At 64.7% G+C, this 23,162-nt stretch carries 20 protein-coding genes and 1 pseudogene; 12 read left to right on the forward strand and 9 right to left on the reverse strand.

Annotation, left to right across the window (positions count from 1 at the left end):
* Nucleotides 1-63: 63 nt before the first annotated feature.
* Both ACWD0F_RS02150 and ACWD0F_RS02155 read right to left on the reverse strand, forming a co-directional pair.
* On the reverse strand, nt 64-1,203 hold the full coding sequence (locus ACWD0F_RS02150) for a hypothetical protein (RefSeq protein ID WP_449871910.1): 1,140 nt from the start codon (nt 1,201-1,203) through the stop codon (nt 64-66).
* Nucleotides 1,204-1,325: 122 nt separating this feature from the next.
* The gene (locus ACWD0F_RS02155; RefSeq protein ID WP_449871911.1) at nt 1,326-2,807 is read right to left on the reverse strand and encodes an AAA family ATPase; all 1,482 of its coding nucleotides are present in this window, start codon (nt 2,805-2,807) and stop codon (nt 1,326-1,328) included.
* A gap of 419 nt (nt 2,808-3,226) precedes the next feature.
* On the opposite strand from ACWD0F_RS02155, the gene ACWD0F_RS02160 reads away from it, so the two are divergent.
* Both ACWD0F_RS02160 and ACWD0F_RS02165 read left to right on the forward strand, forming a co-directional pair.
* Complete coding sequence (locus ACWD0F_RS02160) at nt 3,227-3,652, forward strand: hypothetical protein (protein WP_449871913.1); 426 nt, start codon at nt 3,227-3,229, stop codon at nt 3,650-3,652.
* 285 nt (nt 3,653-3,937) lie between these two features.
* Nucleotides 3,938-5,059: an NAD(P)/FAD-dependent oxidoreductase gene (locus tag ACWD0F_RS02165; RefSeq protein WP_449872374.1), complete on the forward strand. Its 1,122-nt coding sequence runs from the start codon at nt 3,938-3,940 to the stop codon at nt 5,057-5,059.
* 28 nt (nt 5,060-5,087) lie between these two features.
* Here ACWD0F_RS02165 and ACWD0F_RS02170 read toward each other — a convergent pair.
* Nucleotides 5,088-5,250 (reverse strand): annotated as a pseudogene (locus tag ACWD0F_RS02170) (transposase); the annotation flags it as partial.
* 61 nt (nt 5,251-5,311) lie between these two features.
* Nucleotides 5,312-6,385, reverse strand: coding sequence for a serine hydrolase domain-containing protein (locus ACWD0F_RS02175; protein ID WP_449871915.1), 1,074 nt, complete (start codon nt 6,383-6,385; stop codon nt 5,312-5,314).
* A 460-nt stretch (nt 6,386-6,845) separates the two neighbouring features.
* On the opposite strand from ACWD0F_RS02175, the gene ACWD0F_RS02180 reads away from it, so the two are divergent.
* Nucleotides 6,846-8,501 carry a DUF6119 family protein gene (locus tag ACWD0F_RS02180; protein ID WP_449871917.1) on the forward strand — a complete coding sequence of 552 codons (1,656 nt, stop codon included), beginning with the start codon at nt 6,846-6,848 and terminating at the stop codon, nt 8,499-8,501.
* Nucleotides 8,502-8,785: 284 nt separating this feature from the next.
* On the opposite strand, the gene ACWD0F_RS02185 is transcribed toward ACWD0F_RS02180, so the two are convergent.
* Entirely contained in the window at nt 8,786-9,409 is a 624-nt protein-coding gene (locus tag ACWD0F_RS02185) for a DUF4240 domain-containing protein (RefSeq protein WP_449871919.1), read from the reverse strand.
* 341 nt (nt 9,410-9,750) lie between these two features.
* Here ACWD0F_RS02185 and ACWD0F_RS02190 point away from each other — a divergent pair, with 341 nt between their 5' ends.
* Nucleotides 9,751-10,125, forward strand: coding sequence for a hypothetical protein (locus ACWD0F_RS02190; protein ID WP_449871921.1), 375 nt, complete (start codon nt 9,751-9,753; stop codon nt 10,123-10,125).
* Between the two features lie 58 nt (nt 10,126-10,183).
* On the opposite strand, the gene ACWD0F_RS02195 is transcribed toward ACWD0F_RS02190, so the two are convergent.
* Nucleotides 10,184-10,759 (reverse strand): TetR/AcrR family transcriptional regulator, encoded by a 576-nt coding sequence (locus ACWD0F_RS02195; protein ID WP_449871923.1) that lies wholly within the window; start codon nt 10,757-10,759, stop codon nt 10,184-10,186.
* A 140-nt stretch (nt 10,760-10,899) separates the two neighbouring features.
* Between ACWD0F_RS02195 and ACWD0F_RS02200 the strand changes: the two genes are divergently transcribed.
* The 6 genes from ACWD0F_RS02200 to ACWD0F_RS02225 all read left to right on the forward strand — a co-directional run bounded on the left by ACWD0F_RS02200 (nt 10,900) and on the right by ACWD0F_RS02225 (nt 16,609).
* Complete coding sequence (locus tag ACWD0F_RS02200) at nt 10,900-11,718, forward strand: SDR family NAD(P)-dependent oxidoreductase (protein ID WP_449871925.1); 819 nt, start codon at nt 10,900-10,902, stop codon at nt 11,716-11,718.
* Nucleotides 11,715-12,656 (forward strand): DMT family transporter, encoded by a 942-nt coding sequence (locus ACWD0F_RS02205; RefSeq protein ID WP_449871927.1) that lies wholly within the window; start codon nt 11,715-11,717, stop codon nt 12,654-12,656. Before ACWD0F_RS02200 ends, ACWD0F_RS02205 begins: the two co-directional genes overlap by 4 nt.
* Nucleotides 12,657-12,770: 114 nt before the next feature.
* On the forward strand, nt 12,771-14,030 hold the full coding sequence (locus ACWD0F_RS02210) for a carotenoid oxygenase family protein (protein WP_449871929.1): 1,260 nt from the start codon (nt 12,771-12,773) through the stop codon (nt 14,028-14,030).
* 11 nt (nt 14,031-14,041) lie between these two features.
* Nucleotides 14,042-14,932, forward strand: a complete 891-nt coding sequence (locus ACWD0F_RS02215; protein WP_449871931.1) for a GntR family transcriptional regulator — start codon at nt 14,042-14,044, stop codon at nt 14,930-14,932.
* 46 nt (nt 14,933-14,978) lie between these two features.
* Nucleotides 14,979-15,308 (forward strand): helix-turn-helix domain-containing protein, encoded by a 330-nt coding sequence (locus ACWD0F_RS02220; RefSeq protein WP_449871933.1) that lies wholly within the window; start codon nt 14,979-14,981, stop codon nt 15,306-15,308.
* Between the two features lie 857 nt (nt 15,309-16,165).
* Nucleotides 16,166-16,609 (forward strand): hypothetical protein, encoded by a 444-nt coding sequence (locus ACWD0F_RS02225; RefSeq protein ID WP_449871935.1) that lies wholly within the window; start codon nt 16,166-16,168, stop codon nt 16,607-16,609.
* Between the two features lie 1,017 nt (nt 16,610-17,626).
* Here the strand turns inward: ACWD0F_RS02225 and ACWD0F_RS02230 are convergent.
* The 3 genes from ACWD0F_RS02230 to ACWD0F_RS02240 all read right to left on the reverse strand — a co-directional run bounded on the left by ACWD0F_RS02230 (nt 17,627) and on the right by ACWD0F_RS02240 (nt 21,214).
* Nucleotides 17,627-18,103 carry a hypothetical protein gene (locus ACWD0F_RS02230; protein ID WP_449871937.1) on the reverse strand — a complete coding sequence of 159 codons (477 nt, stop codon included), beginning with the start codon at nt 18,101-18,103 and terminating at the stop codon, nt 17,627-17,629.
* Nucleotides 18,104-18,799: 696 nt separating this feature from the next.
* Nucleotides 18,800-20,116 (reverse strand): hypothetical protein, encoded by a 1,317-nt coding sequence (locus ACWD0F_RS02235; protein ID WP_449871939.1) that lies wholly within the window; start codon nt 20,114-20,116, stop codon nt 18,800-18,802.
* Between the two features lie 669 nt (nt 20,117-20,785).
* Nucleotides 20,786-21,214, reverse strand: coding sequence for an ATP-binding protein (locus ACWD0F_RS02240; protein WP_449871941.1), 429 nt, complete (start codon nt 21,212-21,214; stop codon nt 20,786-20,788).
* Between the two features lie 181 nt (nt 21,215-21,395).
* Between ACWD0F_RS02240 and ACWD0F_RS02245 the strand changes: the two genes are divergently transcribed.
* Complete coding sequence (locus ACWD0F_RS02245; RefSeq protein WP_449871943.1) at nt 21,396-21,692, forward strand: putative quinol monooxygenase; 297 nt, start codon at nt 21,396-21,398, stop codon at nt 21,690-21,692.
* Between the two features lie 2 nt (nt 21,693-21,694).
* Nucleotides 21,695-22,891, forward strand: a complete 1,197-nt coding sequence (locus ACWD0F_RS02250) for a helix-turn-helix domain-containing protein (RefSeq protein ID WP_449872375.1) — start codon at nt 21,695-21,697, stop codon at nt 22,889-22,891.
* Nucleotides 22,892-23,162: the final 271 nt, after the last annotated feature.

Below are 23,162 nucleotides of genomic sequence, written 5' to 3' on the forward strand. Positions count from 1 at the left end.
CAGGCCGTCGGCTACGCGGTGCTGCCGCCCGGTTCGCTCACGCCGCAGCCGGCCGGTCCTCGGTCAGCCGACCTTCTCGAACGGGGTCGGCGTCTGGCCCGTCCAGCGGTGGAGCTGCGCGACGCCCGTGTGCTTGGTGACGCCGTTCTCCGTGACCGTGCCCGCCTTGGAGACGTAGTAGCGGCCGCCGCCGAGTGAGATCAGCCCGTACTCGCCGGTGAACTCCCAGCCCCGGACGCCCGACGCGTCATGCTGCAGGCCGCCGGGCGCCAGGGTGAGCAGCCGGCCCTGCTCGGGCTGGGGCTGGCCCACGAGGTCGCCGTTCCTGGGCTGCGCGGCGCCGTCCACCATGAAGAAGGAGTAGTTGGGGAACTGCGGCTTCTTGCCCTTGTAGACGGCCAGCATCCAGTTGCCGGTGTGGTCGTCGTACTGGAGGTTCTGCACGCCGTACGTGGTGTTGCCGGTGTAGGCGAAGTACTTGCCGTCCGCCTGGTCGGGGCCGCTGGTGTGCGGGGCGTCCTCGGTGAGCGGCTGCTCGTACTTCTTCCACTGCTGGATGTCGTACTGGAGCAGGACCTGGTAGTCGTTGTCCTGGCGGGTGACGTTCGAGTAGATGCCGTACGCCACGGTCAGCTTGTCCTTGCCGTGCTTCTTGCCGAACTCCGGCCCGAACGACACCCCGTCGATGCCGCTGCAGCCGTAGCGGTGGTCGGCGGTGTCGGCGATGTTGCCGTCGAACTTGCCGTCACCGTTCATGTCCGCGACATAGTCGGCCACGACGTCCTTGAGGTAGACCGTCTTGACCACGTCGGTGGTCTGGGCGTCCATGTTCATGCTGGTGATGCGGTCGACGTCGAAGATGGCGATGTAGAAGGACTCCTGCTCCTTGTACTCCAGGGAGCCGTACACGCGGCCGTCCTTGGCGTTGAAGTCCATGTCACCGAGGTGACCGGTGAAGCCCGTGACCGAGCCGACCGGGTTCCCCTTGAGGTCCGTCTTGACGAGGACGTTGGTGAAGGAGAAGTACATGTACCCCTTGCGCTGGTCTAGGGCGATGCCTTGCACATGCCCTTCGGACCAGGCTCCGCCGTTGATTTCGGTCGGGAACGACTGGGGGCGATCGGCAGGAGAGGCGGTCGCGGGGGCTGAGAGCAGGCCGAAAGTCGTGGTGGCGGCCAGGGCGAGTGTCAGAACCTTACGCATGTGCAGTACCCGTCTTCGGTTACGGAACAGACCGAAACCTGACCGTATACCGACCGAATGCCGCTGTCTGACATTTACCTAAACTGACAGTGAATAGCCCACAAACCCCTCATTCGGGACATTCATCGGCGACCGGCGTACAGCTCATCGAGCCCGACCAGCAGCACCCGCCCATCCCCCGCGGCCACCGCCCGCAACTCCGCACCGAAACCCGCCGCCCCGAAGCAGGCCAGCACGGTGTCACGGGTGTCGTAACCCTTGCGCTCCAGCAGGTCACGCGCCCTGGCGAGCCGTTCGAGATGATGGCGCCCCATGACCTCACCCCACTTGGCCTCACCGAGCGACAGGATCCGCCGCGGCCGTCCGGGCTCCTGCGGGGCCAGCGCCACCACGTCGACCTCGATCTGCGTCCTGTTGGCCGGATCAGCCACCACGCCGGACCCGACCTCCGCCGCGAACTCCCCGAAAATCGCATCCTCGGCATCCAGGGCGAAGTCCCGGCACAACGCCTCGAAGTGCGGACCCATCACCTGCGCCAGGAACGTCTGCCTGGCCGCTTGCCACACGGTCTCCGCCCGGTGGATCTCCAGCTCCGGCCAGCGCCGCCGCATGATCGCCTCGTAGAAGGCGATCAACGGCTCCACGATCCGGTAGCGGGCGCGCCCGGACCTGAACAGATCGGGCTCCCGGGTGATGAGCGCACAGTCCTCCAGGACGTTGAGCGGGTGGGTGATCTGATCGGACTTGCGGCCCACGTAGCCCGCGATCCCGCCGTTGGTCGAGTTCCCGCTCGCGATGGCGGCCAGCACCGAGTGATAGAGCGCCGGATCCCGGATATCCGGCTCCTCCGCCAGCAGATAGCGCGCCTCGCGGAACAGCGGGGTCTGCGGATTCAGCACGGTCCTGACGACCCAGGAATCGAAATCGGCGAGGTTCTCCGGCACATCCCCCTGGGTGAACTCGTACCGGTAGGCAGGTGTGCCCCCCACCACCGCGTGCACCAACACGGCCAACCGCGGATCCTCGATCCCCCAGAACCGCGCCGCCTGCCGGTAGCGGAAGGGGCGGATCACCAGCTCCAGCCCGGCACGCCCACGGAGCGGCGCCTGCCCCGACAACAACCCGCCCATCACCGACATGGCCGATCCGCAGAGGATCAGGCGTGCGTCACTCTCTCTCCCGCTGCCTCCCGGCCCGAGCTCACGCTGGATGATCGACGGCAGCGCGGGCGATGCTCTGATGAGGAACGGGAACTCATCGATGACCAGGGGCACCGGCCGGGCGCGAAAGGCCCGGAACATGTACGTGATCGCGTCGTTCCAATCCCGGAAAGGGATCTCCACGGGCTCACGGGTGAAGCGGGTGAGCGCGTCGGCGAAGAGCCGCAGGGATTCGGCCTCCGTCGCTTCGATGGCCCCGAAATACATCCCGCCGGCCGCCTCCGCCAACGCTTGCAGCAGGAAACTCTTGCCCTGCCGGCGCCGCCCACTGACGACTCCGAGCCTGGCACCCGTACCCGAAGGCGGGCGACGCTCCGGAGCCACGAAGCGCGCCAGCCCTTCCCACTCCCGCAGGCGGTCGTAGACCCGCTCGGGCTTCTCCATCAAGGTCCTCCAGTGCGCGTTATACAGAACCATACTTCTCGGAAGTATGGTTCTGCATAACCCAGGGCCCTGAGCGCGGCGAACCGCCGGGTTGCGCGCGAGACGGCTGGAGACCCCCGACGGCGAGTCCCTGCACGTCAACATCTGGAACTGGTGGCCGACCCTGGCACTGCTGGACCTGCCTTATGCGCCCTGGCGATCCTGATGCCGCTGGCTCCCGCCGTGATCGTGCCCAAACCCGCGAGGGGCGGCGTGAGCCCCTTCCGCTGCGCTGGCGGTGGCCGCTGGCCATGTGGGCATCGCTCTGGTGCTGGCGAGCATGCGTGATCGCCTGAGAAAACGGCTCGATCATGTTGATGAGCAGCACATACTCTTGCGGTCGTCAGCGACGGACCAAGAGGAGAATGTGGAGGCGGCCCGTGGCAATGCCGAAGAAGGGCTCGCGGCGCATCACCGTCGACGGCACCGTCTACCACTGGTGCGTCAGCCACAGGCCCACTTACACCAAGGGCAAGAGCTGGATCCCCTTCACCTTCGCCGCCGAGCGAGCCGGGGAGCCGGGAGGCGTTCTTGTGGTGTCCCTCCCCTGCGCCCGGCCGGACAACTGGGCAGGAGAGCGGACGATCGCGGTCCGTCCCATCCTCGTCAGCGCATGCATCCGACGCGCCGCCGAACAAGGATGGAACTCGCGGCAACCGGGCCCGGCATTCACCCTCACCGTCACCGAGAACGAACTGACCGTGCTCCTGGGCGAACCGCCTCAGTATCTGATCCCCTTCCTCTGGGGCATGATCCCGGAAGGCGGCGGCATCGAAGACCTCCCTCGATGCACCCAAATTCGGTAGTGACTACGGTTCTTGGGGTGTTAAGTTCTGCCAGTAGCCCGCTCACTACGCTCAGTATCGTTATGATTTCTCACCGTGCCCGTAGCCGTCGGGCAGACACGCCTGGCCCATTTGATCGGCTGGACCAACATCGCCGCCACCGCCCACCACCGCAGCCACCGCGCCCGCCCGCCTCGGCACCCGATTCCGGAGGCTCTGTCTGTCCCGTTCATCGTGCTCACCCGTTCCTCGTGTTTGCATATGAGGAACGGGCGACGCCCGTGATCCGGGAAGGAGGCGTTCGTGATGATCGGGTCCGTGCAGCGGTCTGAACGTGTCGCTGTCATCGGAGTGGGCATCCTCGGAGCCGGCGTGGGCTGGAACCTGTCCCGGCACGGCGCCAAGGTGGTCTTCATCGACGCAGGCCAGCCGGGCGAAGGCGTCACCAACTGGTCTTTCTCGTGGGTCAATGCCAGCAACAAGACCGCGCGCAGGTCCTACTTCGACCTGAACGTCGCGGGCATGGCGGCGTACCGCGAGCTTGCCAAGACCATCGGGCCAGACTCCTGGTGGTATCCCAGCGGCCACCTGCGCTGGGCAGCCGACCCCGCAGCGGAGGCGCAGCTCCTGGAAACAGCCGGGCTGCTGGCTGGCTGGGACTACCGGGTCGAGATGTACACGGGGGCCGAGGTGCGCCGCCGCCTCGAACCTGGTCTCACGATGCCCGGCGAGGTTCCGGTCGTGTTCTACCCCGACGAAGCCTGGGTGCACGGACGTCATCTCGTCGGCCGCCTGGTCGGCCAGGCCGTGGCGTCCGGCGCCGAGCACCGGTTCGGCGCCGCGGTCTGTGACATCGGCACCGGCGCCGACGGGAGCGTCCGGACAGTCGCTCTATCCGATGGGAGCCGTCTCGACGTCGACGTCGTCGTGAACGCCGCGGGCCCCAGCGCCTCCCACATCGCCAGGCTCATCGCACGGCACTTGCCGATGCGCCGGGAACCCGGGGCCGTCACCCGGATCGGCTGTGCTCCGGTCCCGTTTCACCGGGTCATGCACACGCCTCGCATCGCGATCCGTCCTGACGGAGACGCTTCGGTGGTCCTCCACAGCCTCGAGATCGACGCGCTCATCGACACCGGCGAAGATCCAGCGGCACTCGGACGGCTGCTCCACGAATCGGCGCGGCACGTCGTTCCCGAGCTCGGGAACTCCCGCATCGTGCAGACACGGGTAGCCGACCGGCCCATCCCAGCCGACGGATTCCCCTCGGTGGGAGCGGTGCCGTCTGTGCCGGGCTACTACGAGGCCGTTTCCCACAGCGGCATCACGCTCGGGCCGGTACTCGGCCGGCTGCTTGCTTCGGAGATTCTCGGCGGGGAGAGAGATGAGCTGCTTGCGGACTTCCGCCCGGAGCGGTTCCCCCCCTGACCGCCCGAACGAGCGCCACCAGTACCGCGAGCCGCCGGTCCAGCAGTGCTCGGCCGCGCGTGGTGGCGTAGGCGAGGAACACGCCGATCTGGCAGTTCTCGATCCGGCCCGGGCACCACTGTATTGACGCTGCACCCTGCCGAACCGGTGCTCTTCTTGACGGAGCCGGTCGCATCGGCGATCAGCACGCCGCCGGCTCCGCGCCGGTCGGCGCGGAGCCGGCGTCGCGGCGCCCAGGCTTACACGCTGGTGCTATGAGGCAGATGCCGGGCAGAACAGCGAGATGAGGGCGTGGTCGAGTCGCCGCGCCACAGCGCCGCGCTCGGCATCGTCCATGGCCACCGTCACGGAAACCGCGAACTGCAGCTTCCCGTCCTGCGAGGTGTAGGTCGTGGCGACGAAGCCGGGGGCGCTGCCGCCGCGTGGCTGGAAGCTGGGGTTGCCCGCGCACGGCCCGCCCTGCGGCGGCGACGGCGCGCCGGGCACCGGGTCGGTGATCACTTTGCGCAGGGAGTCCGGCAGCAGCTTGCCCTGAACGAACGCGCGCTGGAAGGCGCTGACATCGCGCGCGGTGGAGATCACGCCGCCGGCGCCCAGCAGGGTAGTGGCGTTGAGCTTGTCGACATCGATCAGCGCGCCCGTCTCATCCAGCAGGTAGCCGTGCCCATGCGGGCCCTTGATCCCCTCGGCGGCCTTGACCGGCAGGTAGGTGTCCCGCATGCCCAGCGGGGTGAAGATCCGCCGCTTGAGCTCGGCCGCCAGCGAATGCCCGGTCACCTTCTCGATGATCATGCCGAGCAGGATGTAGTTGGTGTTGGAGTAGTTGAAGGTCCCGATCTCCGACGGCCGTTGCTGCTTGCGGGAGGCGGCCAGCAGATCGACGGGGCGATACGTGATCGTCGGGTCGAGCGCCTGGATGCCGGGCGTGAGGAAGTCGGGGATGCCCGAGGTGAGCTGGATCAGGTTGCCTACCGTGATCTCGTCGGCCCGTTCGACCAGATCCTGCTCCGCCACCTCAGGGAGCACCTTGCCGAGCTTGTCGTCCAGCTTCAGCTTGCCGCTCCGCACGAGTTGCAGGGCCGCGGTGGCGGTCATGTTCTTGGTCTGTGAGCCGATCCGGTAGCGGGCGGTGGAGGGGATCGCGCCGCCCGCGCCGTCGAGCAGCCGGGATCCGGCCGATCCCTTCCCGGCTCGCTTGCCGTTCACGTACACCTCGCCGATGGCGCCCACCACGTGGCCTGTCTTCACCAAGGCCTCCATCGCCTTCTGCACGTCCCCGACCTTGACGGAGGTGTTGTCAGTCGTGGCGATGGCGGGCGCGGACACGCTGAGAGCCAATGCCGCGCATGCCGCCGAGACGGCGCGCGCGCCTGCAGATCGACGCGAAACCATGAAGCACTCCTCCTGCAAAGCCAAAGCTCCGATGTGAAGCCCCAGTTCTAGACAGAAATCTGTTTCCTCAGCGTTTCCACAGAGCCGGGATGAGCCAGGCTCTGCCGCACCTTCCACAGGCACTCGCTACCGCGGTTCGAATTGGTCACGCGTGGACCTCTGTCACGCCGCAAGAGGCTTGGCATCGATATCAGTTGCGGCAATGTGCACTAAGTCAATAGCACGACACCGCCGCCAATAGCCTTAGCGGATGAAGTCCTATAAATTCGGATGATATCACCCTTAAGCTGACTTCAAAAAAGTGGCGAACAAAATGACGGCGCTTTCAGTCGTAGTGGATGTACGCAAATACCGGAGGCGGTTTAGCCGCCTCTGCTCCCCCTGGAGGAACGCCATGTCGTCCACCATATTGAGGGCCACCGTCTACCGGCTCAGCGGCGTCAGGCCGACCATGGAGGGCATGTTCGACGCCACTACTTCCAGTCGTCTGACCGGGCCGGGCGTCGATTTCGACGCGTTGGAGATTGCCGGCGCGCCGGCGCTTCTCTACTACAGCCAGCGGCCCACTACGGAGCCTGACTGGTGTCCGAGACTGTCCAGGCTCACGGGTCTGCCCCTTGCCCTTCTCAAGCAGGAAGCGGAGGCAGTACTCGTCATCGCCGTCGACGGTCACGTCTACGCACTTGGCTTCGGCCAGGGCTATCTATCCATCTCCGGTATCAAGGAGCGCGGCTTCGGCCTTCGCTGCGCGCTACGCACCGTCGACCCGGGCCAGGTCCAAGATGTCGTCCGCCGGACGATCGGCGGCCTCTCCCGCCAGGACTCGACGATAGCCCCGGGGGGCATTCCTATCGGCGTCGTCGGTGTGCGCGGCTACACCGAGCTGGTTAAGAGGCTCGGCGGCCTGATCAAGGCCTCTGATCTGGGCCTCAACCACCGTGAGTCGATTTCCGTCGAAGGCGGAGACGGGCTTCGACTTCCGATCCCGCTGGAGCAGGGGAGGTTCCTGGCACTGCTGCGGCGCCTCAACGAGATCCGCGACCGCCAGGTGCGTCCCGAGTTCGAGCTGCTTGAGGCCATCCAACCAGTGGCCGACGAGGAGCTGTGCGAGCGACTGGACGCACTGCTGGACGAAGGACTACGAGAGAACGGCGACATCCGGCTACAACTTGTCATCCCGGCGGATCTCGGCGAGCGTCGCCATGACTGTCGCTCCTACCTCATCAAAGTCGGCAGCGCGGCCGTTGTCAGGGAGGAGCTTGACCTGGCTGACCTGCGGTGGCGCTGCAAGGTCCAGTACCGTCGTACCCCCGTCGCCGCACTTCGGGAGGGTCGCATCGAGATGTGCTCCGACGGCGAAGGCACGCAGTCGATCGGCCGCACCTCGGCGATCCGTTGGATCGAGGCCACAGTGTCGATCGGGCCGCGTATCTACCAGCTCAGTGACGGTGAGTGGTACGAATGCGGCACTGTCTATCTGGATTCGATCACGCGCCGATTGCGCGAGCTGATCGTGGAGCAGCCAGAGCTCGCCATGTTGCCGTGGCATCCGAAAGAGACTGAGGAGGACTACAACAAGCGGATGCAGCGCCACTTCGGCCCGGCCACGTACGTCTGCCTCGACCGGCACCTCTTCCAGACGCCCCAGCACCGCAGAGGCAGGGGCCTGGAGGCCTGTGATGGGATCACCGACCAGCACACTCTGGTCCACGTCAAGGCGGCCGCCAGCTCCGAACCGCTGGGACATCAGTTCAACCAGGCACTCATCTCCACCCAGGCCCTGTACGAGGAGCCGGCGGCGCGGGCCAAGTTCAACGCCAAGGTCTCGGAGCTCAGCGGCGGCCGGCTCACGGTGCCGGAGGACTTCAGACCGAAGAAGGTCACGCTGGCGATCCTCCTCAAGGGCAAAGAACTGACCTCCGACTCGCTCTACCCGTTCGCGCAGGTGGCGCTCGTGAACCTCGCCGACACACTCATGCGGCAGTACGGCGTGGCGGTCGAGGTCGCCACCATCCCAGTCGAGCCGGCTTATGACACGGAGGCCGCATAGGGGGGCTCCGACGACCCGTGGTTCCGTAGGCGCGGGGGCTGCACAGCAGGCGCCTCAAGGAAAGCGCCTGAGGTCCTGTGCGCGAACTGCCCCCATGCGAAGACCTTTGTGCGGGCCGAAGGCACGCCGCAGGAAGAACGCCCGAGCGGAGCGAAGACCGCTCGGGACAGGATCCTGCCGTGCAACCACCAGACGGGCAACGGGTGGCTGAAGCCCAGCCCAGCGTTTCTGTCGGCCGCATGCGGCCGTTGCATCGGCGTAGTGGTGTCACATTTCCGGGATCTTCACCGATCCCGGTAGCGGGCTATCCGCGGAAGCCTGTGAGCCAATTCTTGGTCATCGTCGAAATCCCACTGTTCTCCATGGGGAACGCTGCCGAGCACCGGAATCAGTGGGAAACCGCGTGAAACGCCGCGAGCATTCGCGGCTTCGGCGAGCCCGTCCGGATCCTGCCCGGTCACCTTCTCGTAGGCGTGGTAGGCCACGTGACCCAGTGGATCGAACTCAGGTCGCTCCTCCCTCATCTGCTCCGGATCCTGTGGCCGGCGCTTGGCGGAGTTGGCATACGTCTCCTCCAGTTCCAGCAGGTGGAAGACCTGAGGCAGCTCGATCAGCCGATCAGGGCAGTCAGTGACAGCCTCGAACGTCTCACGTCCCAGGCTGACGAGCCAGTTCACGAAGTACTCGAAGCCATCCAGCGAGCCCATGCGGAACACGAACCAGTACGCCGCGTACAGATCGATGGTGCAGCCGCGATTCTGAGTGGTCGTCCACCAGATGTAATAGTCGATGATCTCTTCGACCGGACGGCGAGAGAGTTCGTCCACCAACCACGAGACACGCGTTCTCCTCGTGTCGGTCTCGCGCCCAGAACGCTCGATCAGGCCCCAGAAGTCATCGACATTCATGCCGCGTGATGCTGACACCCCTGGGCCGCCCTGTAAAGATCACGGAGCAGTGACGAGCAGGCGCATACCGAAGATCAGCCGGCGTTTCGGCGAACCCGGCCCACCTCACAGAAAGTGCCGGGTTTCCGCACTTCAACAGCTGGCGGGCCATGACCATACGCGGGATCTGGTTGGTGCCCTCGTAGACCTAGGTGATCTCCGGTGCCCCTGGGCAGCCACCTGCGGAAACCTGTCGATCAGGACCATGGACAAGGGTTACTGTTTCGACTGGCTCTCGTCGTTTCTCGCTGCTTCTTGGCCGTCCCACGGAACAGTGACGGGAACAGGGCAGGAGGTTGCTCATGGCGATCCCGAAGAAGGGTTCGCGGCTCATCACCGTCGATGGCACCGTATTCCGCTGGCGCGTCCGTCGTAAGCCCACGTATTGCCAGGGGAACAGCTGGCGCCCGATGACGTTCGCGGTGGAACTGGTCGGCGCGTCGGGTCGTGTCCTTCTGGTGTCGCTTCCCTGTTCACGGCCGGACGCGTGGTTAGGAGAACGGGCGATGGCCATACGGCCGGCCCTCGTGACGGCGACCATAAGCATGGCGCTCGGTCATGGCTGGAATCCGCGACAAGCGGGCAACGCCTTCGAGCTTGCCCTCTCTGATGAGGACCTGACCGAGCTGATGAACGGCCAACCGCCTGCCTACGCTGTCCCATTTACGCGTAGATAGAACCGGCCTGAGGCGTCGCGGTGATTCCGGACAGTCGATGTGTTGCAGAGCTCCCGGCTCAGGCGCGCGGGCCGGCGCCGTGCAGCAGGGAGTCGATGATGCGGGCGGCGAGGGTGTCCGGGTCGGTGCCGTCCGTGTTGCCGTGCAGGGACTCCCCGATGAGCGCGTAGTAGACCCGGCGCACCCAGTCGAGGTCGGCTGCTTCGTCGATGAGCTTGTCGGCCTGGGCCCGCTGCAGCACCGCGGTGCAACGGCCGGCAATGTCCTGCTGCAGGACGGCGGCCTCGCTGCCCGGCTCTGCCGGCAGCTCCAAGGCGAACGCCCAGGCGCCCTTGACCTGGAGCACGTTGGCCGTGATCCGGTGCATCGCCACCAGCGGCGGCGCGGTGTCCGGCCTGCCGTCGTCCACCGCTTGGGCGAGTTGGCGGGCTGCGGAGGAGGCCAGCGCCTCGATCAGCGCCTGTCGATTGGCGAAGCGCCGGTGGATCGTCGTGCGGGCTACTCCCGCGGCTGCGGCGATCTGCTCCATGGATGCGCCGGGATCTTCCGCGAGCACCTGCTCGGCCGCCTCCAGGATCGCGCGCACGCTGCGCTCCGCGTCCGCCCGCAACGGTCGTGCTGCCGTCTCACCCATCACGTCTCCCGTTAGACCATCTATCCAGAAAAACACTACACCCTCGATGCGATCTGAATCTAATCTGCATCAAGGCTGTTGCATATCAGCAGATAACTGATACGTTCTCCTTCCAGTTGCTCTCGACTGAAGGAGAACCCGTGCACAGCACCGCCCTCATCACCGGAGCGTCGTCAGGCCTCGGCGCGGAGTTCGCCGCGCAGCTCGCCGCCCAGGGGCACGACGTGATCCTGGTGGCCCGCTCCCGCGACCGGCTTACCGCCCTCGCCCAGCGCCTGATCGCCGAGCATGGCGTCCGTGCCCATGTGCTGGTCCAGGACCTCGCCGAGCCGGACGCGGCCCGCCGCGTCGCCGACGAGCTGGCCGCCCGCGCTCTGAGCGTCGATCTGCTGGTCAACAACGCCGGCTTCGGTACGTGCGGCCACTTCGAGGAGATACCCACAGCCCGCGACCACGACCAGCTGATGGTCAATGTCGTCGCGCTCGTCGACCTCACCCATGAGCTGCTGCCCGCCATGCTGGAGCGCGGCCGCGGCTCGGTGGTCAACGTCGCCTCCAACGCCGCCTTCCAGCCTTCCCCGTACTTCGCCGTCTACGGCGCGGCCAAGGCATTCGTGCTGAACTTCGGCCTCGCCCTGCGTCAGGAGTATCGCCGGCGCGGCATCCGCGTGCTCACCTTGTGCCCCGGCCCGGTCGAGACCGCCTTCTTCGACACCATCGGCACCCGCCGGGCGGCCGTCACCGGCTCCATGACCACCCCGGAGCCCGTCGTCCGCGCTGCCTTGCGCGCGCTGGAGCGCGACCGCGGCTACGTCGCCCCCGGACTCGGCAACGCCCTGGCCGCACACCTGACGCCCCGCCGCCCCCGCACCCTGGTCGCCGCCATCGCCGAACGCGTCACCCGCAAGGTCCTAGGCCCCTCGTCCGCCACCTCGACGGTGCGGGAGCACGCCGCATGACATCCTCCGCCACCGTCGGCGCGGCCTCGGCGATGCTGCTTGTCGGCACCTCGACCGCGGTCTCCGCCACCATCGCCGACTACCCGATCTTCACGGGACAGGCCCTGCGGTATGCGCTTGCCGCGGCGATCCTGCTCGCCGTCGTCGGCTACCAGCGCCTGCCCCGCGTCCGCCTGACCGCACGGGACATCCTGCTCCTGATCGCACTGGCCGCCACCGGCCTGGCCGGGTTCAACCTCTTCCTCGTCGAAGCCACCCGGCATGCCGGCCCCGCCATGATCGCCACCGTGGTCGGCGCCGTCCCCCTCATCCTGGCCCTCGTCGGGCCCTTACTGGAACGCCGCCGCCCTGCCCCCCGCACCGTCGGCGCCGCGATCGTGGTCGCACTCGGCGCAGCCGTCGCCGCCGGCCTCGGCTCGGGTAGCCTGCAGGGCCTGCTGCTGTCCCTGGGAGCGCTCGCCTGCGAGGTGGCCTTCTCCCTGCTCGCCATCCCCTTGTTGCCAAAACTCGGGCCCCTGAGGGTCGCCGCCTATCCCGCCGCTCTGGCCGTACCCATGCTGCTGGCCACGGGCCTCGCCCTGGACGGCACCGCCTCCCTGCGGCTGCCCACCCTCAGCCAAGCGGCTGCCTTCGGCTACCTCGGCGCGATCGTCACCGCGGCCGCCTTCTTCCTGTGGTACGACGCACTGCGCCGCCTCGGCGCCGACCGCGCGGGCCTGTTCGCCGGCCTCGTCCCGGTCGGCGCCCTGCTCACCACCGTCGCGCTCGGCCTCGGCCATGCAGGCCCCGCCGACGTCATCGGCGCCCTGCTCGTCACGGCGGGCGTGATCGCCGGCCTGCGGCAACCCGGTCGCGACAGCCAAAGACCACACCATTCCCAAGGGGTCACCGCGGACACCGCTTCGGGACATCGGAGTCATTCCGCCCCCTCTTCGTAACCGCGATGCCGCGAGCGCCCTTTTCGAGTGGGCTCGTGATGTTGCACTAGTGCACAGGATGGCATTTTCGGCTGCTGTCGTGGGATCAGTCCTTCTCCTGCGTACGGTGTCCACATGAAGTATCTGGAAGGGCATTTCGCGCCCGTCGCTGAAGAAGTCACCGCCTACGACCTGCCTGTCACCGGGCGGATCCCGGCCGAACTCAACGGCCGCTACCTGCGTAACGGACCCAACCCGCTGGGCGTTGAAGACCCCGTTGTGCACATCTGGGGCATGGGCCAGGGCATGGTGCATGGGGTGCGGCTGCGTGACGGCCGGGCCGAGTGGTACCGCAACCGTTTCGTGCGAACAGCGGGTTTCGCGCCCATGGTGCACGTTATCGAGCACGCCCAGCGCACCTTCGCCCTGGCGGAAGGCGGTCTGCCGCCCGCCGAAGTGGACGAGGAGCTGAATACCGTGGGCGTGTGCGAGCTGGGAGGGACCGCGGAGGGGTTCACGGCGGGGGCGCACTCCAAGCACGACCCGCTCACCGGCGAGCTGCATTCGCTGTCGTACATGGTGGGCCGCGACTTCGTTCAGTACATCGTGACCGACGCCGGGGGGACCGTCATCCAGACCACCGGCATCCCCATGACGCGGACACCGTTCATGCACGACTTCGCGCTCACCGAGAACCACGTGGTGTTGTGGGACACGCCGCTGGGCTTCGACGGGTTCGACTGCCGGTGGCTGCCGGAGCACCCGACGCGGGTGGGCGTCATGCCGCGGACGGGCGGCGACGTACGCTGGCTGGACATCGACCCGATCCACGTCAGCCACACGCTCAACGCCTACGACGACGGTGACTCGATCGTGGTCGACCTGGTCACGGCCGAGGGCCCGTTCGATCCCGCCGACCCCGGGGCGATCCGGCCCACACTGGACCGCTGGACGATCGCGCCGGACAAGATCCACCAGCGGCGCGTCGACGACCGGCCGCAGGACTTCCCCCGGCTGAACGAGGCGCGCACCACCCGCCCGTACCGATATGGCTATTCCGCCGCGACCGCCCTGTACGGGATCCCGTTCGCGCCCGAGGGCATGCCGCCGGACGACGCCTTCACCAACGCCCTGGTCAAGCATGACCTGGAACGAGGGACGACCGAGGTGCACGGGTTCGGCAAGGATGAGGCGGTCGGGGAGGCGGTGTTCGCCGTCGCGGGGGAAGGGGAGGACGAGGGGTATCTGCTCACGTACGTGCACAATCCCCTCCGGAACGCGAGCGACCTGGTGATCCTCTCGGCCCAGGACTTCACCGGTGAGCCCGTCGCGCGCGTCCACCTCCCGGTCAGAGTGCCGCTCGGCCTGCACGGCAACTGGCTGCCTGACCGCTGAGGCGTGGCAGCATGGCCGTTGTGAACGATCCGCAACCGCCGTACCTCCGGATCGTCGCCGACCTTGAACGGCGCATCGCCGACGGTGAGCTGCGGCCTGGCGATCCCGTCCCCACCACCAGAGTGATCATGCGCGAGTGGGGCGTCGCCATGGCGACGGCCAGCAAGGCGCTGGCCGTGCTCAAGCAGGCGGGCGCCATCGAGTCCAAGTCCCGGGTCGGCGCCGTGGTCGCCGCCCGGAGACTGCCCTCGCGTTCGGCCGGAGGTCTCGAACGTGACCGCGTCGTCCGCGTGGCCATGGAGATCGCCGACGCCGACGGCTTGGCCGCGTTGTCCATGCGGGCGGTAGCGGCCAAGCTCGGGGTCGCCACCATGGCCCTCTACCGGCACCTCGAGGCCAAGGCCGAGCTCACCCAGCTGATCGCCGATGCCGCCTTCGCCGAGATCGAGTATCCGGAGCCGCCGCCGGGATGGCGTTCCCGCCTGCGGGTGGCCGCGCGGCTGCAGTGGGCGGCCTACCAGCGTCATCCCTGGTTGCCGCGGCTGGTGTCCATCACCCGGCCGGTGACGCTGCCGGGGCAGATGGCGTACGGGCTGTGGACCCTGCGCGCTCTCGATGGCCTCGACCTGGACCCGGACACCCGGCTGCACATCTACGCCACGGTGGTCAACTATGTGCGCGGGACGGCGATCAACATCGAGAGCGAGGCCGTCGCCGAGCTGGACACGGGGATGACCAGCAAGCAGTGGGGCAAGGCCAAGCTGTCCGTGGACGGGCCGCTGATCGCCCAGGTCACGGAGCCGGGGGCGGAGCTTGACCTGGAATCACTGTTCACCTTCGGCCTCGAACGCCTGCTCGACGGCCTGGCCACCGTGATCGCGCCCCGGGAGGTCCGCCGGTGACCGGGTCTTCGCCGGAGTTGGCTGAGACGAAGAGGGAGGACAAGCGATGAGCCCAGGACGCAACTGGCGTGAGGTCAAGGCGGAAGCGCACCGGTTGTACCCCGAACTGGCCGACCCGCAGCGGCAGGCTGTCGCCGACGCGCAACTGGATGCCTACATCGCCGGCCACCATCTGAAGGAACTGCGCAAGTCTGTCGGCAAGACGCAATCCGAGGTGGCGGCTGCTCTTGGGATCTCACACGCACGCGTCTCTCAGATCGAGAACGGTGATCTGGACTCGATGGAGCTCGAGACCATCCGCACCTACGCAGCTGCTCTCGGTGGCCACGTCGACGTGACGATCAGCGTCGGCCCTCACTCTGTACGGGTCGCTTGACCATGAACCCGACCGTCGATCGGCATGCGACATCCCCTCGGCCGCAAGCGTCGTAGGCGATCCGTCCTGGGGTTCGAATAGCCAGAACTCGACACTCTGCTCTGGCTAGCCGTACACGTACTGATTCGGCCCACTCTGCTGGCCTCGGCACGGACGAACACCGGGGCTGCCCCAGAGCCCTCCAAGAACGCTGCGTTAGCAAGGCAGTAGTCCTGACGAACAAAGAAGCTCAAGATCACGGAACAGGCGGACCCCGAAGATCAGCCAGCGTTTCAGCGGACCCGGCCCATCCCCAGGAGAGCCGAGTTTCAGCATGTCAACGCCTACTTGAGCAACTGCCGAGCCATGACCATGCGCTGGATCTGGTTGGTGCCCTCGTAGATCTGGGTGATCTCCGACACTGGCTACGTCCATCTGGGGAAACAACCCGATCACGCCGCTGAGCAGGGACTGAGCCTATGACCGTCTCGCATCGCTTCTCGCTACTTTCGGCGCTCCCACGGAACAGCGACGGAACACCGCGCCTCATCGACTGGGTCACGTCTGGCTGGCTTTAGGTTTCCATCAGGCGCAGGTGGCCCAGTTCTCCATAGAACCTCTCTATCACCGCCCTTCGTTCTCCCGCCTGGCACCCACTGCCCTTCCGCGCCGCAGAAGCAGTGGCTGATCGCATTTCCCTCGGGGCCCTACGACGGGCGCGGGACGTCGGCTTTTGCCCGTAGCATTCCCTTGTGACGGCAGCCGAGGACTTCAACACCTTCCGCAGGACGGTCAAGGCACGTTCGCAGGAACATCATCAAGCCATGGATGTCGCCCTGGAACGGGGCTAGTGGGCGATTGCCGGCAGCGTGCTGCGCATGGAACTCGACTCTATGATCCGCGTCAGATACCTACTGCACAACCCGGATGTGCGGGACCGTATCTTGGCATCGTGTGTAACCGGCAACGGATTTAAGGATGAGCGAGGCCGTATCACTGATCGACGCATGATCGACGTCGCTATCGGTGACAACAACTGGATCTCCGCCGTGTATGGATTCGGAAACAAGTTCGTGCATCTGACCGACGTACACGACTACGCAGACGTAGATCCGTTCCAGGCCTACGACCATAAGCATGAGGTTATTAATTACCTCTACCAGTATCACGGAGGCAAGCTTCCTGGTCGGCCACTGGAGACCAGCTCCACATTGCGGGACATCGCCGCGTATACTCCACTCGTGCTAGGTAAGATCACCTCGAACTTATCCGGATACATCGAGCGTCTGCGAGAAGAAGTGGCTCCCCTCAATGACGGCTGACGTGAGGATACCCTTCATAGGGAGGCAGACGGGGGCATCGTTGTCACTACAGCCATATTCCTCCCTGGCCCCCGCAAGCAGGCCCGCCGCTGGCGCCACCTGATCGGCTTGCGCGCCTTGCACTGGTGTCACATGAGCGCCTACTTGCAAAAGGACCAGTATTAACGTTGAGGAGCCTTCATCCTCGTCCGCCGACAGACGCTGACTGATGGTGCATGCTCGTATGCGGCGACGTTGCTTTCCTCTGCTGCCGTACAGCACCACCACCGCAAGATCAGGCGTTCATCCGGCGGCAAGCCCAATGACGGGATTTCCGGCGACCGATCGCCAAGCATCGACTGATGCCAGGCGTTCAGCAAGGATGGCGCTGCCTACGCAATTTACTAGGATTCCTACTTCATCCGGGATCCCGCTCGCCATAGCTCTCACCCAACGTTAGCGGTAGCGGAGCCATCAATATTTCGTTTGGCTGTACGTCAATCCCCATGATTTGCAATTCATCTACGTTTTGCGTCTCCAAACTGCAGGCTTCGCAGTGATACTGTGTCGCACGACTCACTATCTTCATACCTCGCAAGTGCGGACAGCTGAATTTTCCCGGATGTTCACAATCGCAAGGCTTCGTTTCGACATGGCCAAAGATTTCACCATTGGAGTATCCACACGCCGGACATTTTATGCATTCTCCAGATGAAGCTATCCCCGGAGAGAGGCGCTCCCATCCTTGCGCATCCCAAAGGTCCCCTTTGCGGCAGATATCTACATCCTTCAGGGATAACGGCTTTCTTTTTCGCCACCTCGCTTCATAGATTTTGCGAGCATAGCGGAGCTTCATCTCAACCATATGCTCAACAGACGATTTCTGTCGCCCGTCTCCATGCTGTTCGGCTCTGAGCGCAGGAGATATATTTCGCTTCTCAGAAGCTTCTATATACATCTGCAGTCGGCTAAACTTTTCACTCTCGACACGTTCCCGTACATGCATCAAGGACTCTCGCTGAGCTTCTAGATCGGCCCTCAGGATACATAACTGCCCCAGAATTCACCTTCTTCTACTTGAAGTTCGATACGAATGGCATCTGCGACCTTGATAGCGAAGTCAAGGGTCTCTGCAGTTCGAGACTCATCATGGAAAGCCGAGTGAGCCACACCGTTTCTTGCCGCAAGAATAAGCTCGAAGTCCCTCGCACTGATTGGCATTCGATTATTCATAAGCGCAGCTGCCTGCTTGAATGATTGGTCGGCACTTATTGTACGAGCCTGACTTAATGGCGTTAGAGCAGCATCCTCTCGACCAATTGCATGAAACCGAAGAGAAAGATCTCGTGCGTCCGATATAAGCAATGGGTGATAGTTGACTAGATATGCCTTGAGAAGATGCTCACACCCAATACCGGCATTCATGACGGCCATGTCGTCATAGTTGCTGTACCAACAATTCAGTGCGACGACCATAGACCGTGCGCCGGAAGTTTTGAGTCGTTCTACGTCCACGTACGCCTCCATTGCACTGGCAGCGAAGTACAGTCCTAAGCGAACCCAATCGAGCCGTACTTATCAGCTCTCTTGGCCAGTCTCGCACTTTGGTTGGCAATCTGCTACCAACTTGGGAAGCCGCCTCCACCGGCCTGCTTCCTTCATCGGACCGGAGGACCTCCAGCAGGTCTATCCCAAGACGAGCACGCCCGATAGGAGCGCCGTACCTCTGCTACAGCAACGACTCGATCTAATACCCCGATACGGCGAGCCACCCGGACGTTCCGGTGGCAAGCCGGCCCAGAGCGCAGACCCTCAATCCGAGCACCGGGGCGGCGCGGCAGTCAACCACCCTGGCCACCTATGGGTGAACCGAACTCAGCGATCGTCACGGCCGCCACTGAGCACTTCATTACGAGTCAAGCGGAGGGCCGTGGTCGAGAGCCGGCGCTGCTGCTCAACCGCGTGACGCCGTACGGGACGATCAGGCCGTGTGAGGCGGCGTTGCTGTACTTCCCTGCTGTACAGCAGACCACAGCAACCCGCGTATCCGGTGGCAAGCCGACCCGGAGCGCAGGGCCGCCAGGCCCGAGCACCGGAAGCGGCGCGGCAGCTCCTCTTCACTTTTCGCCACGGGGCCAGTTTGGCGTAGACAGTTGTTCTTGGCAGAAGAGGTGCGTTAGGACTGCCTCCCACACGGGTGTGGGTCAGCGATCAGAGCACCTTGCCGTGTGCAATGATAATTTGTTCGGCAGCGAACCTCATTAGCGGGATCTCGCGCGCAAGCTCGATGTCATGCACGAAAGGGGCGTACTTAGGGAGCGCCCCCTCCTTAGCATGCACAAGAGCGTTTCGCACCTTATATATCCTCTTGGCAAGGGCACCCTTGACCTCGCTATGATCGCTGGCGGTGAGGTCTGCTTTTCCCGATTCAGCAAAGGGTGCATGACTGGTCTTGTAGTAAGTGATCAAAGAACTGTCATAAGCATTAAGGTCGCTAGTGAGCCGATCTATATCTACAAACCGCTCCAGAACTAGCTGCAGCGCACGCTGCTCATTAACACCTCCTTCCTCCCTAACTTGACGCTGCACCTTATTAATGGCCTTAATCACTCTATGAATATCCGTTGAGCGGCGGGCCGAGAAGGAGGGATCGGTGATCTCATTGCGCACCTGCTCTACCAGATCGTCATTGAACACTTTCTCGAAATAGTGCTCGGCGATATGATAGTAGGCCAAGTACTCGAGCAGAGGTATCTCTGCCGATACGCCCATGAGATAGTGCTGCACGAGATCTGATCCATATACCCTCTTCGGGGCATCGAGACCACTGGGATCGACTCTACGAACCCGTTGGATGCGGCTATCGCGAAAAACCTCGTCGAACCCTCCACTCAAACGCGCCGCTGAATCAAGATTGTACGCAGCATGAAATAGGAAGGATGTGGCGAGCCCCTCGAAGTCGTTTCTGCTCCCCGGCGCTGCAACCTTCAGCGTCGTCATCGGCATGAAATCCGCAGCGGCGTCTAGCACTGATGTGTACGTCACTTTTTCGCCATCTCTTACCGGACCATAGCGAGATGCTCGCCTAAATCTATCTCTAAGAAACATTAATCTGCGCGATCTCCTATGCTCCGTCGCATTTGCGAAGAAGGCGCAGAGTAGAATGACTAGTTCTCTCGAAGGCGGCCCCGCCGCATAAGAGAGCGCGTTTTCGCCATAACCGACGACACTGTTACCCGAGAAGATTCGGTCAAATCTGCCGTCGCCCAAGGGTGTAATAAGAAACTCTGCGTGATCCGCCCACGCAACTCCAGCATCCCTTACAAGCATGGAACCAGATAGTGACTCTATCAGGGAATCCACTTCAGATATAGGAATTCGATCATGCGCCTGGTCCTCGGATAGCCTCAGCTGCTCGCTTAGCAGTATATATTCCCCATCAATCGCACTTCGAGGGAAAATACGCGTAAGTCCCTCGACGACGTCTTCTCTACTTACTATCGCTTTCCCTCCCACTACGGGAAACATTAGGACCTCATTTATCAGTGCGGCTGAAAGATGTGGCAGAGACGGGTTAATACGGCGAAAATCAGAACACATTTCCTCGTGGGCGCTATACAATTCGATGCATGGCGATGGCGACCAATAACTAGTACATGCTGCCACTAGTGGTCGCCAACTGCAAAGTGCTTATAAGCATCGTTATCGTGACCCTCTAGGCCATCGGCTACCCATCTGGCTCTCCGCGCGGGCGGTGCTGGCCGCGACCGGCCGGAGAGCCGCAGCGCGGCCAGCGACCGCCCGACGCGCGGCAGGCCGCCGCAGGCGGACTGCCCTTGAAACCGTAGAGAAAGTTCTCATCCACGAACAGGACCGCGACAAATGATCTTGATGCGTGCTCGAGCGCATGGCGCCGGAGCTGCGGGTGCGCCTACTGTACGCGTCCTTCGAGTAGGGCCTGCCACGTGGCGTGTCCCTGTCGCATGCTCATGCGGTGGGTCTCCACGCCCTTCTCCGTCGCTGGGTCGGTGCGCCAGAGGAAGGCTTGGCCGCCGGTGGCGCACAGTTCGTAGAAGACGTCATCGCAGTGGCAGGTCCAGAGGAGGGCCCTGCGTCGTGGTTCGTTTCGTGCCTTGAGCCAGATCAGGCGCTTGCAGTCCACCTGCGGTTCTGGGATGTGGGGAGACAGGCAGTCGCTCATGCGGCTTGGTCGTCGGGTGCGAGGGGGATGAGTGCCCAGACGGTGCGGCCGGCGTTGTCTCCGTGGACGCCCCAGCGGGTGCTCAGTGTCTCCACGAGGTAGAGGCCGCGGCCGCTCTGGTCCTCGTCGTCGGCTTGGCGCAGGTGTGGGGTGGTGGGGCAGCCTTCGTCGTGGACGGCGAGGATGAGCAGGGTGCTGCCTGCGTGGAGGGTGATGCCGAATCGGCCGCCAGGTAGTCCGCTGCGGGTGTGGCGGATGGCGTTGGTGGCGAGTTCGGAGACGACGAGTTGCGCGGTGTCGGCTTCGCAGCGATCGCCGAGATAGCTGGCGACGAACTGGCGCGCCTCGCTGATCTGGGCCCTCGCGCCAGGGAAGCTGCGACACCACCGGTGGATTTCTGCGGGGCTGTTGAGCGCTGAGGCCATCGCGGTTTCCTTGAGTTCATGCAGGTCAAAGCACTGCGATTCGCTATCAGTACTTAAAGTACTAGTGCTATACTTCAAGTACAAGCGACTTGATGTACGCCGCACAATAAGTACTGGTCGAGTAAAGAACCGAGATCCCAGACACCGGCGGCGACCCAGGAAGGTGCACATGTTCGGACTAATGGTTCGATTCACCTGCAAGGACGAGGGCAGCGCGGCGGCGTTCGACACCCTTGTCGGTGAGACAATCGAGGCGATCCGCCGGCACGAGCCGGAAACGATCGTGTACGCCTCGCACCGGGTGGACGGTCAGCCGCTCCAGCGGATCTTCTACGAGCTGTACCGAGACCGCGACGCCTTCGACGCCCACGAGCAGACCGAGCACACCAGGCATTTCCTGGCCGCTCGCGAAGAACTGCTGGCCTCGGTTGAGGTCGACTGGCTGGATCTGCTGAGTGGGAAGGGCACGACGTCGTGAGCATGGAGTATCAGCGGGCGCTCGGACGGCGTATCGCCCAAGAGCGTAAGCGGCGCGGTCTGTCACAGGCTGAGCTGGCCCGGCTGGTGGATCGGTCGGTGGCGTGGATCTCGCAGGTAGAGCGGGGCGTGCGCAAGGTCGATCGCATGTCGGTGCTGGAGAAGGTCGCCGAGACGCTGGATGTGCCGCTGTCGGAGCTGGCCGCCGAAGCGCCCGTGGTCGCTGCCACCAATGAAGAGGTGCCCGGCACGGCTGGGCTGCGCCTTGTGCTGTCCGGTGCTCATTCACTGCAGGCCATGTTGCACGCCACGCCGGTGCCCGCGATCGATCAGCTCAAGCCGCGGGTCGATCACGCGTGGGAGCTGACGCACCAGAGCCGCTACGTCGAGCTGACCGAGTTGCTGCGCGGACTGGTGCCCACCTTGGAGAACGCCGCCCGGTCCGCTCCTGCTGAGCAGCAGGCCGGGTTGTTCGAGTTGCTGTCGGTGGCCTATCAGACGTGTTCGGCTTCGCTGGCCAAGCTGGGCGAGCCTGAGGCGGCGTGGATCGCCGCTGATCGGGCCATCAGCGCGGCCGAGCGGGCGGGCAGCCCGTTGCTGATGGCGGCCGGCGCCTTCCGGCTGGGGTTCGTTTTCCTGGGAGCGCGTCACTTCGATCAGGTGGAGGAGACAGCGCGCACCACCGCCGAGGCGCTGTGGATCCTCACCGATCAAGGCAACCTGGAAGCAATGTCGTTGTGGGGCGGGCTCACCTTGCAGCGGGCCGTGGCCGCCTCAAGGCTCAATCAAGCCGATGTCGCCTACGAACACCTGTCGCGAGCCCGTGAGATGGCGGCGCGGGTGGGCGAGGGCCGCAACGACTACAACACCGAGTTCGGGCCGGCCAACGTCGCCCTGCACGAGGTGGCCGTGGCGGTGGAGGTCGGCGACGCCGGACATGCGCTGCGCGTAGGGACCGCAATGGACGCCTCGTCGCTGTCGGCGGAGCGGCGGGCGCGGCTGGCGGTGGATCTCGCGCGGGCTCACGCGCAGCGTCGTCAGGTTGATGAGGCGGTGGCACAGCTCCTGGAGGCCGAGAGCATCACCCCTGAGCAGATCCGTAACCATCGAGTCGTGCGGCAACTTGTCTCCGACCTGCTGTCGATGCAGGAACCAGCGCCGTCCGCACTGCGGGAACTGGCCGAACGAGTCGGGGCGTAGAGCATCAGGTCGTCGGAGGGGTTGAGCAGCATGCCGAACGTGCCATCGATCCCCGCCTGATCGACCGTTGTACTCCCCCGGTTCTGACGCCGCATCGGGATGGGCTTCCGTCGGCCAGCCTGGTAACCAGGCAACGGGAGGGCCCGATGGCGCCGCAGGCGCGGGGGTGCGCCGCAGGCGCCTCAAGGAGAACGCCTGAGCCCCGTGCGCGAAGCGCTCCCAGGCGAAGACCTTTGTGCGGGCCGAAGGCACGCACAACAGGACGCCCGAG

The organism is Nonomuraea sp. NPDC002799 (assembly GCF_053592075.1).